This window comes from Colwellia chukchiensis (assembly GCF_002104455.1).
Classification (GTDB): Bacteria; Pseudomonadota; Gammaproteobacteria; order Enterobacterales; family Alteromonadaceae; genus Cognaticolwellia; species Cognaticolwellia chukchiensis.
This window is the reverse complement of sequence record NZ_NBOC01000001.1, coordinates 39,434-56,673: the sequence shown is the minus strand read 5'-3', so window position 1 is coordinate 56,673 and position 17,240 is coordinate 39,434. Positions and strand designations below refer to the sequence as shown.

The 17,240-nt window shown below is 43.6% G+C and carries 14 protein-coding genes; 6 read left to right on the top strand and 8 right to left on the bottom strand.

From position 1 onward, the window contains the following. Window positions 1-3: 3 nt before the first annotated feature. Window positions 4-786 (bottom strand): enoyl-CoA hydratase-related protein, encoded by a 783-nt coding sequence (locus B6K83_RS00305; RefSeq protein ID WP_085282103.1) that lies wholly within the window; start codon window positions 784-786, stop codon window positions 4-6. 67 nt (window positions 787-853) lie between these two features. Continuing rightward, window positions 854-2,899, bottom strand: a complete 2,046-nt coding sequence (locus tag B6K83_RS00300; RefSeq protein ID WP_085282101.1) for an acetate--CoA ligase family protein — start codon at window positions 2,897-2,899, stop codon at window positions 854-856. Between the two features lie 322 nt (window positions 2,900-3,221). Here B6K83_RS00300 and B6K83_RS00295 point away from each other — a divergent pair, with 322 nt between their 5' ends. Then, complete coding sequence (locus B6K83_RS00295; RefSeq protein ID WP_085282099.1) at window positions 3,222-4,196, top strand: GlxA family transcriptional regulator; 975 nt, start codon at window positions 3,222-3,224, stop codon at window positions 4,194-4,196. 86 nt (window positions 4,197-4,282) lie between these two features. Here B6K83_RS00295 and B6K83_RS00290 read toward each other — a convergent pair whose 3' ends face one another. Further along, window positions 4,283-4,930 (bottom strand): TetR/AcrR family transcriptional regulator, encoded by a 648-nt coding sequence (locus B6K83_RS00290; protein ID WP_085282097.1) that lies wholly within the window; start codon window positions 4,928-4,930, stop codon window positions 4,283-4,285. A gap of 300 nt (window positions 4,931-5,230) precedes the next feature. Between B6K83_RS00290 and B6K83_RS00285 the strand changes: the two genes are divergently transcribed. From B6K83_RS00285 to B6K83_RS00270, 4 genes are all read left to right on the top strand, one after another. Then, window positions 5,231-6,853, top strand: coding sequence for a 5-guanidino-2-oxopentanoate decarboxylase (locus tag B6K83_RS00285; RefSeq protein WP_085282095.1), 1,623 nt, complete (start codon window positions 5,231-5,233; stop codon window positions 6,851-6,853). A gap of 24 nt (window positions 6,854-6,877) precedes the next feature. After that, a complete protein-coding gene (locus tag B6K83_RS00280) occupies window positions 6,878-8,077 on the top strand; it encodes a pyridoxal phosphate-dependent aminotransferase (RefSeq protein WP_085282092.1) in 1,200 nt (399 codons plus the stop codon). Between the two features lie 58 nt (window positions 8,078-8,135). Beyond that, window positions 8,136-9,554, top strand: a complete 1,419-nt coding sequence (locus B6K83_RS00275) for an aldehyde dehydrogenase family protein (protein WP_085282090.1) — start codon at window positions 8,136-8,138, stop codon at window positions 9,552-9,554. A gap of 108 nt (window positions 9,555-9,662) precedes the next feature. Continuing rightward, window positions 9,663-10,928 (top strand): MFS transporter, encoded by a 1,266-nt coding sequence (locus tag B6K83_RS00270; protein ID WP_085282088.1) that lies wholly within the window; start codon window positions 9,663-9,665, stop codon window positions 10,926-10,928. A 340-nt stretch (window positions 10,929-11,268) separates the two neighbouring features. Here the strand turns inward: B6K83_RS00270 and B6K83_RS00265 are convergent, their stop codons facing one another. Further along, entirely contained in the window at window positions 11,269-12,870 is a 1,602-nt protein-coding gene (locus tag B6K83_RS00265) for a tetratricopeptide repeat-containing sulfotransferase family protein (RefSeq protein ID WP_085282086.1), read from the bottom strand. Between the two features lie 198 nt (window positions 12,871-13,068). Next, entirely contained in the window at window positions 13,069-15,459 is a 2,391-nt protein-coding gene (locus B6K83_RS00260) for a TonB-dependent receptor (RefSeq protein WP_085282084.1), read from the bottom strand. Between the two features lie 92 nt (window positions 15,460-15,551). Between B6K83_RS00260 and B6K83_RS00255 the strand changes: the two genes are divergently transcribed. After that, on the top strand, window positions 15,552-15,776 hold the full coding sequence (locus B6K83_RS00255; protein WP_085282082.1) for a hypothetical protein: 225 nt from the start codon (window positions 15,552-15,554) through the stop codon (window positions 15,774-15,776). A 45-nt stretch (window positions 15,777-15,821) separates the two neighbouring features. On the opposite strand, the gene B6K83_RS18255 is transcribed toward B6K83_RS00255, so the two are convergent. The 3 genes from B6K83_RS18255 to B6K83_RS00245 all read right to left on the bottom strand — a co-directional run bounded on the left by B6K83_RS18255 (window position 15,822) and on the right by B6K83_RS00245 (window position 17,185). Continuing rightward, window positions 15,822-15,980, bottom strand: coding sequence for a hypothetical protein (locus tag B6K83_RS18255; RefSeq protein ID WP_158088297.1), 159 nt, complete (start codon window positions 15,978-15,980; stop codon window positions 15,822-15,824). A 75-nt stretch (window positions 15,981-16,055) separates the two neighbouring features. Then, window positions 16,056-16,406 carry a ribonuclease E inhibitor RraB gene (gene rraB / locus B6K83_RS00250; RefSeq protein ID WP_085282080.1) on the bottom strand — a complete coding sequence of 117 codons (351 nt, stop codon included), beginning with the start codon at window positions 16,404-16,406 and terminating at the stop codon, window positions 16,056-16,058. Further along, window positions 16,406-17,185, bottom strand: coding sequence for a 1-acylglycerol-3-phosphate O-acyltransferase (locus B6K83_RS00245; protein ID WP_332888828.1), 780 nt, complete (start codon window positions 17,183-17,185; stop codon window positions 16,406-16,408). The genes rraB and B6K83_RS00245 overlap by 1 nt, the downstream gene beginning before the upstream one ends. Between the last annotated feature and the right edge of the window lie 55 nt (window positions 17,186-17,240).

Here is a 17,240-nt window from a genome sequence, read left to right as displayed (position 1 = left end):
GACTTAACAACCACGCCATTTAGGTGCTCGGCGCTCTTGATGAGCAATGGCACCTTCAGTGGCATCACTACTGGCGAGCATTTTTTCAAACTCTGGCCATTTACCCGCTCTAAGTGCCTGATAGCTTTCGGCAAACGATAGTTTTTCTGTTTCTCTCACCACTTCTTTAATCGCGGCAACAGACAGGGGCGCCGATTGCATAATTTTGTCGGCCAAGCTATGCGCATGCGCAAGTAACTCTGCTTGAGGCACCACAGTATTGACTAAGCCAAGATCGGCGGCATCGTTAGCAGATAAGCGTTTGCCTGTTAATAAAATTTCCATCGCCTTTACTCGCGGCATAATTTTAGGTAAAACAAACGAGGCGATATCTGGTGCGACCCCCACTTGCGCTTCAGGTAGCCAAAACTGCGCATTGTCACTGGCCACGACAAAATCTGCATTGAGCAACATTTCAAAGCCAGCCCCTAAGGCATAACCGTTAACAGCACAAATAACCGGCTTAAGTAGACTGTCCATTTCGGGAAAACCACCAAAGCCACCTTCGCCAAAGTCGCCGGTGTATTCTTCGCCATCGGCAATGGCATTTAAATCCCAACCACCACAAAAAAACTTTTCACCAGCGCCCGTTAAAATCGCCACTCGTAATTTAGGATCATCACGAAATTGCGCAAAGACCTGACCCATTTCACGGCTGAGTTTGGCATCTATGGCATTGCCCTTGGGCTTATCTAAGATAATTTCTAGCACTTGGCCTTTGGTACTAACATGTAAAAATTCTGACATTTCGCTTCTCCTGTAGAAAGCTTTAAAAACCTTTTCGGTGATCACTCATAGTAACCTGGGTGTTGCGTTAAACTCTGATACGCAATAACGCATCTGCCGCTATCGCCCCTTGACCTGTTGCTCTTAACATCAGCGGGTTGATATCTAATTCTTCAATGGTATCGCCATGCTGTTGTGCAAAGTCTGCAATGGCCAATATTGCATCAACAGCCGCATCTAGGTCAGCTTCAGCACGCCCCCGAAAGCCATGAAATAAAATGGCACTGCGTAAGCTCTTTAAGGCTTGGTTAACTTCAGCACGACTTACCGGTAGCAATAACGAGCGACTATCACGCATCAACTCGACTAAAATCCCGCCGGCACCTAGCACTAAATAAGGACCAAACTGTTCATCCTTCACCACGCCAACAATAATTTCAGCAACCACATCACTGATCATTTCTTCTATCAAAAATCGGCTTGATAATTCCGCCATGCCAGCAACAGCTTCACTAACATCTTCTAAGGTGCGCAAGTTTAATTTTACTGCGCCAAGCTCAGTCTTATGAGCAACACCTAATGCTTTAACCACCAATGGAAATTTTAAACTGGTTACTGCGCTCGCTACCTCATTTGGCGTTGCAACAATGACACTGTTAGGTACCACAACACCATGTTCGGCTAATCGCTGCTTTGCTTGCGCCTCATCGATTAAAGTCAGGGTTTTATCTTCAGCATTTTTGGGTGGCGTAAAGAGTGCGGCTGGCAATGGCGATTGCCAAGCAACGCCGATATCTGCAGCCGCTTGTAAACCCTCTACCCCTGCAATTAATCCAGATAAGGGGACAATCGAATGTGCCATAAGTGTTTTGGCGGTATGTTCTGGCAAACATTCCGGCATGGTGGCTAACACCGCAACTTTAGCGTCTGTGCTTGCAACCGCATTTATGATCGCTTGTTGTGCTGGCTGCCAATTGCCATCATCGCAACGGTCGGGTCGCGGATAATCAAAAACACAAAGCGATATATCAAACTCTCGCTCGATAAATGCTGCATAAGTGGCGGTTAAGCGCTCAGTATCTAACCAATCAAACAGCTGGTAATCTAAAGGGTTTGAAACCGTTACTAAGTCATGCACGGTATTTTTAACGGTTTGTTGATGGTGCTCGGTTAAGGCACTGAGCTCAAAACGCGTATCTTCAACCGCATCCGCAACTAAAGCACCGTCACCTCCTGATGGACTCATTGAGCCAAGCTTGTAGCCCTGCAAAGGTCCGTGAATATGCAATACTTTTAACGCTTCTATTAAAGCATCTAATGAGTTAACACGCCCAACACCATTACGCGCAAATAGTGCGCTAATAAGTTCGTCTGAGCCTGCTAATGATGCCGTATGTGACAAAGTGATTTTTTGTGCTACCGCTGAACGGCCTGACTTTATTGCCACTACCGGCTTACCTAATTCTCTGGCATAGCGAACCGCACTTTCAAAGGCACTTGGATCGCTAATACCTTCAACATACAAACCTATGGCACTGACACTGTCACGCTTAGCAAACTCGCGAATAGCATCATGTAAATCAAACTTCACTTTATTGCCAAGTGAAACCAAATAACTTATCGGCAAACCCCGTTGTTGCATGGATAAATTAACGGCAACGTTTGAAGATTGAGTAATGATGGCAACGCCTGTTTCAACCTTTTCTCCACCATGTTGATCAGGCCAGATAATGGCTTGCTCGACATAGTTAATTAGTCCGTAGCAGTTAGGCCCAAGTAACGGCATCTCTGCTGAAGCGGCCAATAACTCAGCCTCTAGCGCTTCCCCTTCAGGGCCTGATTCTGAAAAGCCCGTGGCGTAACAAATCGCGCCACCAGCCCCCATGGCAGCAAGCTCTTTCACCATGTTAATGGTTAAGTTTCGATTGACCGCAACATATGCCGCGTCAGGCGCAGCTGGAAGGTCTTGTAATGAGGCATAAACATCTAGGCCAGCAATTTGCTGCTTTTTTGGGTGTACTGGCCAAAGCTTACCTTGGTAGCCGGCTTTAATGCATTGCTGAATCACTTCTTCAGCTTCTCTGCCACCTATGATGGCAATATGGCGTGGTTGTAGCAAACGGGCAAATGACATAATTTTTATCCTGGTTCAACAGAGCTAAGCATTAATAAAGTAACGGTTATTACTAGGTCAGTGCAATGACACCTCAACTTGTTTCCATTTAGCCGCCAGTTATTGCTACCTAATGCGCGCTAACCAAAACTAGAATTACCCAATAACAAAACCATACTAATCAAACTACCTATGCTAAAAGTTGCTATTTCTGCCAAAATAGCTACTATTTTCGACATTGATTTAAACAAATGACCATTATTGAGACTTTAGTTTATCGCGAGAGCACGATTTTCCACTGACCATACGCTAAGTTTTATCTTGCGACTTAGCAATAATTTAGATGAGAGATATTTTGACCATTAAACATTACTGCTACTTGTTATTGCCAGAATTTAGCAACTTATGCTTATTTAATTCAATTGAACCCCTACGCGCTGCCAATAGCTTTATTGATGGCCCTGGCTATAAATGGTCATTAATCTCGATGGATGGCGAGCCGGTAACTAGCTCTAGCGGCTTCGAAATGCGCGTTAATAGCAGTATTGAGCAAATGATAGCCAGCGAAAATAAACCCGATGTATTAATTGTCATGGCCAGTTACAATTATCAGCGACATAGCACAGATACTGTCATCGATAAATTACGGCTTTTAAAAAACCAAGTAAAGGTGCTCGGCGGTTTAGATGCCGGTAGCTATGCCTTAGCGAAAGCGAAATTATTAAATGGCTATCGGGCGACAATACATTGGGCCGAGCTTGACACCTTTAGTGAACAATTTCGCCAAGTTGACGCCTGCAATAATCGTTACGTTATTGATCGCAATCGTATTACCTCTGGTGGTGCAACCACAGCGTTAGATCTTATGTTATCCATTATCAGCCTAGATTTTGGTAAAGAAATCGCCATTGCTGTTTCCGACTTATTAATTTTTGATACCGAACGCTCAGGTAGCACCCCGCAACGGGAACATGTACCGGCGATGATAGAAAAGCAAACACCTCGACTGGCGAGAGCCATAAAGTTAATGGAGCGTAATATTGAATCACCCCTCACTGTGGCTGAAATTGCAGAGCAAACATTTGTCTCCCAACGGCAACTAGAGCGCGACTTTAAAAAAGTGCTCGGTAATAGCATTGCCGGTTATTATTCAAGGTTGCGTATTATGTTAGCGCAGCGTTTGTTGACAGAAACAGCGTTAAACATAACTGAAGTAGCCATTCGCTCGGGTTATAGCTCACGCGCGTCGTTTAATCGCTCTTATAGACGTATTTTAGGGAGAACACCAAGCGACGACAGACGCAGCAGCACGTCATAGCAGCTTTATTGGCCGCTGGCGTGGGGGGCTTGGGCTGCGATGGCTACGTCAGTACTGAGTTTGCATAGCGTTAGCGTAATAGTAATTTAGTTTAGCCTCTGTAAAGCATTGGCAACAAAAGCATCCACCCAGCATTGACAAATTTTCGCCGCTTCGTCTGGTGAAAAATTAGTTGAATTTAATGACCACTCTAACCATAGCCCGTCCATCAAGGCCGATAATCCCGTGGCGGCAAGGCGTACATTAACAGCCTCAAGACTAAGCTCACTCACGGTGGCTGTCATTAATTTTTCCAGTGTGCTGATCACGGTATCGTTAACTTCATTGCGTAATACCGCAATAGCCGGCTTTTGCTTACTGAGCCCCCAAAACACTAACCACACCATTAAATAGTCTTTATCTAGCACTGGACGACGAAAACTGACATCAATAAATAAGCGTAATTTTTTCAGTGCCGACGGCTCTGATACCTGTGCTAGCGATTGATTAATACGGCTATAAATATCTTTGGTTAAAAAGCGGTATGCTTCAATGATCAGCTCTTCTTTACCGGTAAAGTGATGCGTTAATAACCCCGCTGAAACCCCAGCCTCTTGACAAACTTTGCGTACAGATAGACCCGCATGACCTTCTTTTATAATGCAACGTAAGGTGGCATTTATTAAAGCGCTACGTCTTTCTTCGGGGCTTAAACGTGCCCCTGTTCGAGCCGATTGAGTATATAATTCTTCCATAAAATGCCCCTAAACCTAAGCCTATTTATAGCTAAGCTATTGATTTTAATGTTAACAAATAAAAATCCAAAATAAAATATCAGTACGCTATTGTACACTCGTATAGTAACATGCTAGCTTACTATACTGAAACAGTTTACTAATAAAATAATTTGACAAAGCAGCAGCAACTCTAATTTTGAATGCACCAAAGGTGGTGCTTTAGCAGCTATTATTGTACGCCTGTACAGCAAAATGCTTTTATCTTTTTATTGTACGACTGTATAACAACTTAATATCTCGAGTGAATGAGGCTAGATCATGACAACAAAAAATATAGCGCAATTAACCTGTGGACAAGCACTGGTAAAACTACTTGAAGCCTATGGCGTTGATACCGTATTTGGTATCCCAGGTGTACATACGCTAGATCTTTATGATGGCTTAAGTGGTAGCCCGATACAACATGTCTTAGCCCGTCATGAGCAAGGTGCTGGCTTTATGGCTGACGGTTACGCTCGTGTTACCGGTAAGCCTGGTGTCTGTTTTACCATCACCGGCCCAGGGGTAACCAATATTGCCACGCCAATGGGACAAGCCTTTGCTGACTCGATCCCTATGTTAGTGATCAGTAGCGTGAATAAAGTCAACTCTATGGGTCGTGGCCGTGGTGAGTTACACGAAACCAAAGATCAGCGCGCCATCACTGTCCCCATCACAGCCTTTAGCGCCACTGCCTATAGCCCAAGTGAAGTGCCCGCCCTAATCGCTAGAGCGTTTAGTATTTTCTGTAGTGAACGTCCGCGCCCAGTTTTTATTGAACTGCCTCTCGATGTTATTAACGCCCCTATTGATGAGCATTGGCTCAGTACGCCAGTGCAATTAGCGCCTCGCCCCGCACCACAGCAAGCAACAGTACAACAAGCAATTACTATGCTTAGCCAAGCGAAAAAGCCGGTGATCATTGCCGGTGGCGGCGCAATAGCGGCCGGTGGTGAACTGCAACATTTAGCTGAGCAGCTAGCTGCCGGTGTTTTTACCACGGTTGCTGCCAAAGGTTTATTACCGGTAAGCCATCCACTTTATGCGGGTTCAACACTCTGTGTTGAACCCAGTTGGCAGTTTTTAGCTGACGCCGATGTGGTATTAGCAGTCGGTACTGAGTTAGCTGAAACCGACATGTGGCGAGAGAAACTACCGTTAACTGGCAAACTGATCCGCGTCGATATCGATCCAGAGAAAATGAATGATCTTTACTTGGCCGATTTACCCATTATTGCCGATGCTGGCTGCACGTTAGCCGCGTTTAATCAAGCCCTTGCCCAACAAGAAAAGGCCGACAGCAGCGTAATGGCTGATAACTTAAGCACCTTAAAAGCAAAAATTCAAAGCGATACTGAGCCGCTACAACATATTCACCAACAAGTGTTGCAAGTGATTGCTAACGTGATGCCAACACAAGGCTTTATCTCAGCGGATATGACACAAATAGCCTATACCGGTAATTATTTATATAACTCAGCTCAGGCTCGTTCATGGTTGCACCCAACTGGCTATGGCACATTAGGTTATGCTTTACCTGCCGGTATTGGCGCAAAGTTTGGCGCTCCAGATCGTCCTGGCTTAGTGTTAGCCGGCGATGGTGGCATTTTATATACCATTCAAGAGTTAGCCACAGCCACTGAAGAGCTTAGCTCGCCGCTGGTTATTTTACTGTGGAACAATGACAGTTTAGGACAAATAAGAGACGACATGGTAGCACAAGGCATTGAACCCATAGGCGTCAACCCGAAAACGCCCGATTTTATCGACATTGCGCGAGGATTCGGGTGTCAAACCGCCAAACCTGATTCACTAGCAGCACTTGAATCGAGTTTACACACCGCCTTGGCCTTCAACGGGGTGACCTTAATCCAAATGAACCAAAATTACCTGAGCGCATAACCGTACATCACGAGGTGTTAGAACATGAAATATTCCGCTTTAACAGAGCGTATTGGCGGTGACTCAGCCGATGCTTGGCAGATACTATATCGAGCCATGGACCGACAAAAAGCCGGTGAAGACGTGGTGATCCTTGCCGTTGGTGATCCGGACTTTGATACGCCAAGCCCTATTATCGATGCCGCTATTCATGGCTTACAAACCGGTGCCACTCACTATACCGATGTTGTCGGTGATGCCGAATTAAGAACGATTATCGCGCAATCTCACACGCAAGCAACGGGCCAACCGGTCAGTAAAGAGCAAGTGGTAGTGATGAATGGCGCACAATGTGCTTTGTATGGCGCTGCACAATGTATTATGGAAGCCGGCGCGGAAGTAATTATTCCTGAGCCTATGTATACCACCTATGAAGCGCTTTTTAACGCAACTGGTGCAAAAGTTGTGAAAGTGCCAATGCGTCCGGAAAATAATTTCCAGGTCTTGCCTGAGGATATTGCTGCAGCAGTAACGGATAAAACCAGTGCTATTTTAATTAATAGCCCAAATAACCCAACCGGCGCAGTATTTCCCCGCAGTACTATGGAGGCGGTGGCAGACATTTGCCAACGTCACGACCTATGGCTAATTTCTGATGAAGTCTACTCAACGGTCACCTTTGCCAGCGAGCACTTTAGCCCTTGTGCACTGCCGGGCATGGCGGAACGCACAATAACCATCAATAGCCTGTCAAAGTCACATGCCATGACAGGTTGGCGCTTGGGTTGGGTGGTTTGCCCTGAAGAAATGGCGATTCATTTAGGTAATTTAACCCTGTGTATGCTCTTTGGCAGCCCTGCTTTTATTCAAGATGCCGCCAAAGTAGCACTCACCACAGCCCTTCCCGAGCTCGAACAAATGCGGCTCACTTATCAACGTCGTCGTGATGTTTTTTATCAACACTTAAAAGGCATTACTGGTATTCATTGCCACCTTCCTGAAGCCGGTATGTTCTTGATGATCGACATTAGGGCAACGGGTATGACGAGCCAAGATATGGCGGAACTGCTGTTAAATAAATTTGATGTAGCCACGCTACCTGGCGTCGCTTTTGGTCCCTCTGGAGAGGGGCATATCAGAGTTAGTTTAGGAGTGGACGAAGCAGAGCTTGTAAAAGCCAGTCAACGTATTGCAGCGTGCATAGACTACATTTTTGCCCATAAGCCTCAAAGCCAAATCGGCTAAATGCCTATTATTAGCACGGCAAGTGAGACAGGATAATATTTCTAGAGGAAAGGTATTTATGGTTCATTGTGACAAACTATTTATTAACGGCGACTGGGTAAGCTCAGCAAGTACCCTAGATTCAGCACTGATCAATCCGGCTACGGAGCAAGTTATCGCTCATGTGGTTTCAGGTAATCGAGATGACGTTAACCTTGCGGTGCAAGCAGCAAAAAATGCGTTTGCAGACTGGGCCAATACCACAGGTAGTGTTCGAGCGTCTTGGATAGCAACACTAGCCGATAAATTAACCGAACGAGAACAAGAACTTGCTGAGCTAATTTCGGATGAAATGGGTATGCCACGTCACCTGTCGCTAGACATCCAAGTTAGAGGTCCCATTCAAGGCTTAAGGTCATATATAGAATACGCGCACTTAATGGATGATAGTGAACAAGTAGGGAACTCCACCATAATAAAAGAAGCGCTCGGGGTTTGCGCATTAATTTGCCCTTGGAATTATCCATTACATCAACTGATCGGCAAAATTGCACCTGCACTTGCTGCCGGCTGTACTATGGTGGTCAAGCCGAGTGTCGAAGCGCCTTTAAGTGCATTTGTGTTGGCAGAAATATGCGCTGAAATTGGCTTACCGGCAGGTGTACTCAATATTGTTACTGGTCCGGGTCGCGAAATTGGTGAGGCGCTTTGCAGTCACCCTGATGTCGATTTAGTGTCGTTTACCGGCTCCAATCAAGTCGGCATTAGTGTCATGCAAGCGGCTAGCTTGTCCGTTAAACGTGTCTGCCAAGAGTTAGGTGGCAAATCGCCACTCATTATTACTGAGGACGCAGATCTTGAAGCTGCGGTACGATATGGCGTTAATGACATTATGTGCAATACCGGCCAAACTTGCACCGCCTTAAGCCGAATGCTTGTACCACGCAGCCGTTATCAAGCGGCAATATCTATCGCTAAAAACGCCGCAGAAGCACTCGTTGTAGGCAGCCCCCTTGCCGCAGACACGGATATCGGGCCATTAGTTTCAGCACAACAAGAAAAAAATGTCTTGGCTTATATCCAGCAAGGTATCGACGAAGGCGCTCGTATAGTGACCGGTGGCCTAGCAAAGCCGGCCGGCTTAGATTCCGGCTATTATGTTAAAGCGACTATTTTCGCCGATGTATGTAATAGCATGCGCATTGCCCAAGAAGAAGTTTTTGGTCCCGTGCTGGTAATGATCCCCTATGACGATATTGAACAAGCCATAGCAATTGCTAATGATAGCATTTTTGGCCTCTCTGCCGCAGTATGGGCTGCAAGCGAGTCACAAGCCATTTCCATTGCAAAAAAAATCAAGTCGGGTCAAGTTTTTATCAATGGTGCTGAGTTTAATTATCGAGCGCCCTTTGGTGGCTATAAACAATCGGGCAACGGCCGAGAATGGGGCGAAGAAGGCTTAAAAGAGTTTATCGAAATAAAAGCAATTCAAGTTTAAGTGGTGCATTGTCCTTGAACGGCAACGGCAACGGCAACGGCATCAGCCATTCACCCAAATAACGATGACATGTTCATTAAAAATTAAAATAAAATACAGGTGTTATACATGCTAGAACATTCGCTAAATCAAGATCAGGCATTGAAAAAGCGTCAAAATGATACTTGGGCAATTTTGCTCAGCATAGGTGTCTTCTTGACGGTAAACAATATTATTTACAACGTGTTATTTATTATTTTAGGTTCAGCTGCTGATTTAAAAGGCTACAGCGAGCAACAAATCGGTTTCTTGGGTACCGCTTATTTAGTGGGTCAAACCTTAGCTAACTTATCCAGTGTCTTCTGGGTCAGAAAACTTAATTGGCAGCTGATGATTGGCGTTGCCACTGTCGTGTCCGTGTTATCACTCTATGCCGCTACATTCGTAGATTATAATGGCTTTTTAAGCTTATTGATTATCACAGGCTTAGCCTGCGGCACCGCACAAGCGTGTGTAATGTGCTGTATCAGTGGTTTAAAAGATCCATCAAAAGCTTATAGTTTAGGGTTAGGTTTACAAGTTATCGTCGCCGGCGCCGTCATTTACTTTTTACAGCTGCACATTACCCCCAACTATGGTTATTCAGGCTTGTTGTACACCATAGCCGGCCTGTTTGCTTTATCATTAATTTTCTTGTTTAGCATGCCCAAATCTGACGATAGAAGTCATGCCAGCGAACATAACTCTAAACGGAAAAAAGTGGCCGCGCGCTTTTCTATGCCGTCCATTATTGCTTTAGTTGGTATCGGCATTTACTTTATTGGACAAACCGGCATTTGGGGCTTTTTAGAGCGCATTGCCGTATCGAAAAATATGGATTATGAGTTTATCGGTATTGTTTTAGGCGCTGTGCTTGTGCTGTGTTCGATTGGTGCATTTTTAGCGATTAAAGTCGGCACGCGCTTTGGTATTTTGATGCCGATGATTTTTGGTATCGGACTATTTTTTATCTCAGTGGCACTTTGGCTCGTCAGTGATAACAAATGGATGTACGCACTATCAGCGCTGATCTACGCCAGTGCATGGAACTTCTGTTTGCCCTATCAATTGTTAGCCGTCAATAAAACCGATAAAGATGGCCGTTATGCCGCCATGATCCCGGCGTTTCAATCAATTGGTGGTGCTGTGGGGCCAGCAATGGCAGGGATTTTGATCTTTGATGGTAACTTTATTTATGTTTACCTGATGGCCATCATCACCGCACTAGCAAGTTTAGTGATTTTTTGGCTAGTCACCAATAGACACGCGGCAGATAACGAGCAAGACATTAAAACGACCACCGACCAAACAACAACGCTTAAAGAGTCACAGTTAAGCTCGTCAACAAACGCATAACTGCCAAGCTCAGCAACACTTAAACAAGAGCGTATCCGAATATCTTGGATACGCTCTTTTTTCTTAAAGCTAGGGTCTGCTGACCTTTGAAGATCACTTTTTCAGCGACTTGTTGGCTATTTAGACACAGCAGAGCGTATGACGTTTAACTAGCTACATGAACAGGTGAAAACGCTGTGTAAACGTCACACAAGTGCTGCCTTTAGGTTTATTTAAAACGAATGTAAGCGTGGTTGCTCGCTTATTAAAGAGCATAACCATTATTCAAAGCGCGCGCCGCGATTAAACCGGTTTTAAGTTGTACATATTTTATATATGCAAGGTCAACAGCCCCTGATGTTTAAAGCTTAATGTTAGCGGCTTTGAGGGTGTGAATTAAGGGCGCGAGTTCTTGCTCATAATGACGCCACTTAGCCACTGAATGTTGGTATATGGGTTGTCGCACTTGTGCAGCACTGGCAGTGGTTGAGGCCGATTTATTATCATAAAAGCGTAAGCATTGCGCTTGCCAAGGTAGTTGGCAAAACGCTAATAATTGTTGGGTTTGTTTAGTCGCATCTTGGACGAGTTGCTCGTATTCAATATCATAAATAACGCCGGGCATTATGGTGTGCCAATGTTGCATCAATTGGTGGTATGCAATGTAGTAATTGGCTATTTCCGTTAGATTATATGAAAAGGCATAAGAGTTTTTAAATAGCTTTTTGTAAATAGCGTAACAAGTATCAATCGGATGGCGACGTAAATGAATTATTTTTGCTTTAGGTATCGCTTTGTGGATCAAGCCCGCATAAAGAAAGTTTAACGGCATTTTGTCAATCAAAATATCAGTTTCTGGCACCAACTGCGCGACACTCTCTAGGTAGGCCTGGCCAAGTTGATCAAAATTAAGCTGCTGACTGAGTGCAACTAAATCATGACTTTTAACTGGCAGGCGGCTATTAAGTTGCTGGCACTGCTCAACAAGTATGGTGGCAAAGTTATTGAGCTCGCCGGCTGAAGTCACCTGCTGATGGCTTTCAAGAATGCGCTCGACTAAGGTGGTACCGGTACGCGGTAAGCCGATAATAAATATAGGTGCTTGCTCACTGCTACCTTTAGCTGTGTTATTTATCCAGCTTTGATCAAACGTGTCAATCACCCGTGTAATGGTTTGGGTTTCTCTTTCCGCGTCATATTGCATATATTTTCTGCGGGTATCTGCGCCGGTTTTTAAATAACGAAACGAGGCTTGGTACTGACCAATATCCTCTAATTCTTTTGCCAAGGCATAGTTAATTTTAACCTTATCACTGGGCTGAGCAATACCATCGACCAATAGTTGCTCTAACTGGGCAATATGATTGCGATCTGATTTTTGCGTAATAATGTCCGAGCGCAGCGCTATAGCTTCGTAGTCTTTGGGGTTTAGCGCAATGGCATTGTTAAGGGCTGCTTCAGCGGCGCTAATATTACCGAGAAAACGCTCTATCGTGGCAATATTGTAATACAGTGAAGCACTTTTATGACCACGAGCAAGCATATCTATATAGAGTTGTCGTGCTTGTTGATATAGCTTTAAGCTACTTAAACAGGCACCTAGAATCCCTGCCAGCTCAGGATTCTTCGGGGCAAGCGCGTAAAGCTCTAATGCAAGTTCTTTTGCTTGCTTAACCTGTGCACAAACATGTAAACATTTAACTTTTTTTAACTTAATCGCAATATCGTCAGGGTTAAGTTGCAATAGCTGATTTATTGATTGTAAAGCCTGATGAGGCTGCTTAGTCATCAATTGAATTTGCGAAAGCAACTGCCAAGCTTGTTGATGATCTGGATAACACCCTAATAATGCTCGACAAGTTTTTTCAGCACTCGGGTATTGTTTATGCTTTATCTGTTGCTGCGCTTGACCAAGCATTTGCTCGGCGCTGTAGGTTTTGCTAGTCATCTTGGTACGGGTCATTTCGATCACTCTTTATTTCATGATAAACCATAACGTTTGCCATCTGATAACGCAAAATGACCAACCACTAAGCAAGATAAGTTTTGTATCTTAAATAGCGGTTGATCAATTTACGCTGACGCTGTTAACCTCGGATCAGGATGATAGCAAGCTAAAGCCGTATTATTGACTCGCCTTTAGTCCTGATAGGTTGGTTAATTAATAGCTATACTTAAACCCTAAACCAACCGTAAACGGACGGGCAACATAGCTGTATAGGTCGCGTTTAGTGGGATCAAGCGTCGCAAACTTACCACCACGGGTATTAGTTGGCGCACGTTCATTCGTGATGTTATCAGCAAAGATATTAATGCTTAAGTTGTCATTGAGTTTAATGAATACTGAAGCATTTAACATGCTGTAACTATCAACATGGGTAAAGTTTTCGGTATCAGTTGAAAAGGCAGTCGTGACCTTATCCGTAAACGAGCCGTTTAAATGATATGAGACTTCAATATCATTAATATATTGGAAATAGTTCAGCGCTAAGGTCATCATGTTTTCTGGCACACCCGGCAATTTATCGCCATCAATACCATTAATGCCATCGGTAGAAAAATCGGCTGTTAACGTGGCGTCCGTATAAGCATAACCAGCGGTAACGCTAAAATCATCTGTGATGGTAAAGTGGCCTTCAAGCTCGATGCCCTGTGAGCTGGCAGTTTTACCATTGGTTAGAATGGTAAAGCCACCATTAGGTGAAGACGTGGTTAATATAACATCATCCCAGTCAATACGATAAGCGGCAACATTAAAGCGTAGTTTTCTATCTAAGGCATAACCTTTGGCACCAATCTCAAGGCTCAACGCGGTATCGTTAGTATAGTCTACCAAGGCTTCTGGCTCGCCCCAAGGCCCTGAGGTTGGAATACCATTACTACCACCATTGCGAAAGCCTTCGGCAAGGGTAACGTATGCCATTACATCATCGGAAACGTCATAGGAGGTGTTTAACTTAAAGATATGATCGCTGATAGCAGAGCTATTATCTCCCCCGTAAACACCGCGTGGGTCAACACCGTCATCTGAGTTCCAGGCACCAAACAATGGCGAACGGTTTTCTATGCTATTGGCAAACGTGGTACGAAAGAATCGTGCGCCCCCCGTAACTTGCCATTTTTCGTTTATTTGATAAGACAATTCACCAAATAACGCTTTATCTGTCGCTTCAACTTGTTGATATGATGCGTAGAATAAGTCATTTTTTTCACCAAGATCATTTAGTAACCGCACTTGCTCGGCAAAGTAGCCATTATTATCATCGTGCCAGTTGTAAAAGCCACGATGGAAGTCTTCGTTACTGACATCTAATTCTTGTTTGCTGTAAAAAGCACCGACAATCCAACTGAACGCTTCATTACCATTTGACGATAAGCGAACTTCTTGACTGAAGGTTTCTACGTCTTTGTCATATTGACCAATAATCGATTCGCGTGGAAAGCCATTATAGTAATAATCGGCCCAATAGCCTTTATTATAATATTCCGCCGATTGGTCACCGCTTAAGTCTGACTCGCTTTCAAAATGTGAGGTTGCCGATGTTAAGGTAGCAAAGCCTAAATCCGCTTCAACTTCTAGTGAACTCAAACTCAGCTCGCGAGCAGAGTTTTCACGAATACGCTGTAAGCTAATATAGTCACCGCCGTCACTGTGCTGGTCGTTAGCTACTTGGCGGTCGCCAAATTCATCACGTTGTATTTGATGGCTTGCGGTAATATTCACATCGTCATTAATAAACCAACGCCAACTTAATTTTAAGTGCTTAATGGTTTCGTCATTACTGTCTTTAACGGCATATTCTTTGTTAGGGCTATTAGGGTCGCTGGGATCAGCCGCTATGGGTTGGTTATTGTCGTCGTAAGCAAATAATCGATTAGCGTCAATAAAGCCAGCCCGTTTAATGTACCCGCCCACGGCGCGCACTGCCATATCATCATTTAAGGGTAGGTTTAGCACTAAATGAGTATCGCTGTTGATACCACCTGCGCCGTCAGTTTGTGAGCCACGACTATGAAACTCAAATTCTGTTTCATCAACATTCGGTTTTTTACTGATATAACGCAGCGTTCCACCCAGTGAACCCGAACCATACAAGGTACCTTGCGGGCCTCGTAACACTTCAACGCGTTCAATATCTTTAAGGATTACATTATAAAATAACGGTGTTTCGTCAACATACACAGATACCGTTGGCGCGGCAACGGTTGCTAAATCAGTAAAGCCTGAACTACTGGTGTTTAAACCGCGAATAATTAAACCGCTATTAATGCCTGAATCACGGCCACCTGTGTCTGTATAGGCCAGTCCTGGTACCGACTGGGCTAATTTAGAAAAATCGACGATACCTTTTTTTTCTAGCGCTTCTGCTGAAGTTGCCGAAACATTGTAAGGCACTTGCATAATCGAAGTTGCTCGTTTAGTCGAGGTTACAACGATTTTTTCAATTTCATCTTCTTCTGCGGATACTGCCAATGCAGGAACCCCAATACAGGCTAAAATAATGCTCTTTGCAAGCAAGTTGAGATTCTGTTTTTTTGTTTTCACTTTCATATCCGCTTCCCCTCGATAAATATTATTATTCTTCGACTACAACAAATTAAAGTTTCTATTTTCACGCTTGTTTATTCCTGACTGCATTTATAATGACTCAGTCAGATCAAGTAAATGTTGCCTTTTTAGACATAGATATTGCAAAATGCGCCATTCGTGAACAAAATTTGTCAAATTTTTATGCAAATTTTGCACTTATTTGGCCACGGCGTTGCCGCGCTGAATTAGATTTAAAAGCGGATGAAGGTGATTTTAGGCGAGAGGCTGCCGCCCACCTGTGTCAGCATAAGCACAGTGTTAACTCGTTGTATGGATAATAGCAAAGATAAAAAAACGCAAAGTGCTAACACTTTGCGTTTCGTTTATAGGTCGGGATTAAAACCGTTTTTAATTTTTTCAATCCGTTCTTGGTGTCGGTGATGCGCTTTTAACGCCGCAACAGCAAAGGCACCTATAATAGCTACTATTGGAATTAATAGTGAAAGTGTTTCAGGTTGTAATAGTGTTTTTAACCAATCCATCGGATAACCTACTTTTAATTGTTAGGATTTAGGATGTTGATAGGATAAATAACAACTCTCTTATGCAACATCGGTTTATTCTTCGAAATAAGTTCCCCATCCATCATAATCAACTTTGCACTGTTTTGCTAATTCAAACATTTTTTTTGTTTCATCAAAAATAATGTCAAAGTCGAGTGCTTGCTCGGTAATAATGTCAAAAGCAAAGATTTTTTCACCATTTTCTAACTCAGCTTCTTCGGGCTCTTCTACTTCATAGCCCATTTTAAAAGCGCTAATGGCAGCCTTTTCTAAGATATCAAAGTCAACACTGGAAAAATGATGTTCTATGGTGTGATGAACTTCTTCATTGGTACCATCTTCAACTAAGGCGGCAATTAACTGCTCTGTATGCTCGTGCCATTGCTGCAATTCTTCATCAATCATTATTTTATCTCACTCGCTTGCTTTTTTGATGACTTGTTATCGTCTTCACTGGGTAACTTGTGCCCAACTTCTTGGTTTAGTTGGGCTATTTTGGCTTGCATCTCAGCATGGGTTTGATTGGTTATCTGGCGAATTTTGTCTTTATCAGCGCTTGATAAAGCAACAGGTGCTAGAAACTCGATGATCATTTTGCCGTTATTCCAACGATTCAAATCAATAGTTTTATGCGTGGAACTTGCGCAAATAGGGACAATTGGCACTTCAGCTTGTGCAGCAGTGCGAAAAGCGCCGGTTTTAAAAGGTAATAATCCTCGACCATAACTTCGTGTACCTTCTGGAAAAAGCCACACCGACAATTTCTTTTCACGAATTTTTTTTGCCGTCAAAGCAATAGTATTCATGGCTTTATTCTTGTTTTTCCTATCAATTAATATATTGCCAGTTAACCAATACATTTGGCCAAAAAATGGGATCCATTTTAAACTTTTTTTGCCAACACTGACGGTGCCCGGTTGTACCGCATTACTCACCGTAAATATGTCATAGCTATTTTGGTGGTTGCATATATAAACCACAGGACCAATATCTTTTGATACTTCTGGTATTCTGACTTCAACATCTAAGCCTAATACTTTTGCAACCTTGCCCATATATTTAGCGGTATGATGAACATTATCGCGATGAAACGGGCGCAGCAAACAAAATAGACAAGAGCAGATAGAGACGACGATGATGATTAACGTCATCAATATAATACGAATTACAGCTAACAAAGGCATTCCTAAAAAAAATTATCAGCGCTGATTATACCCTTATTTGTTTACAGAACTAAAC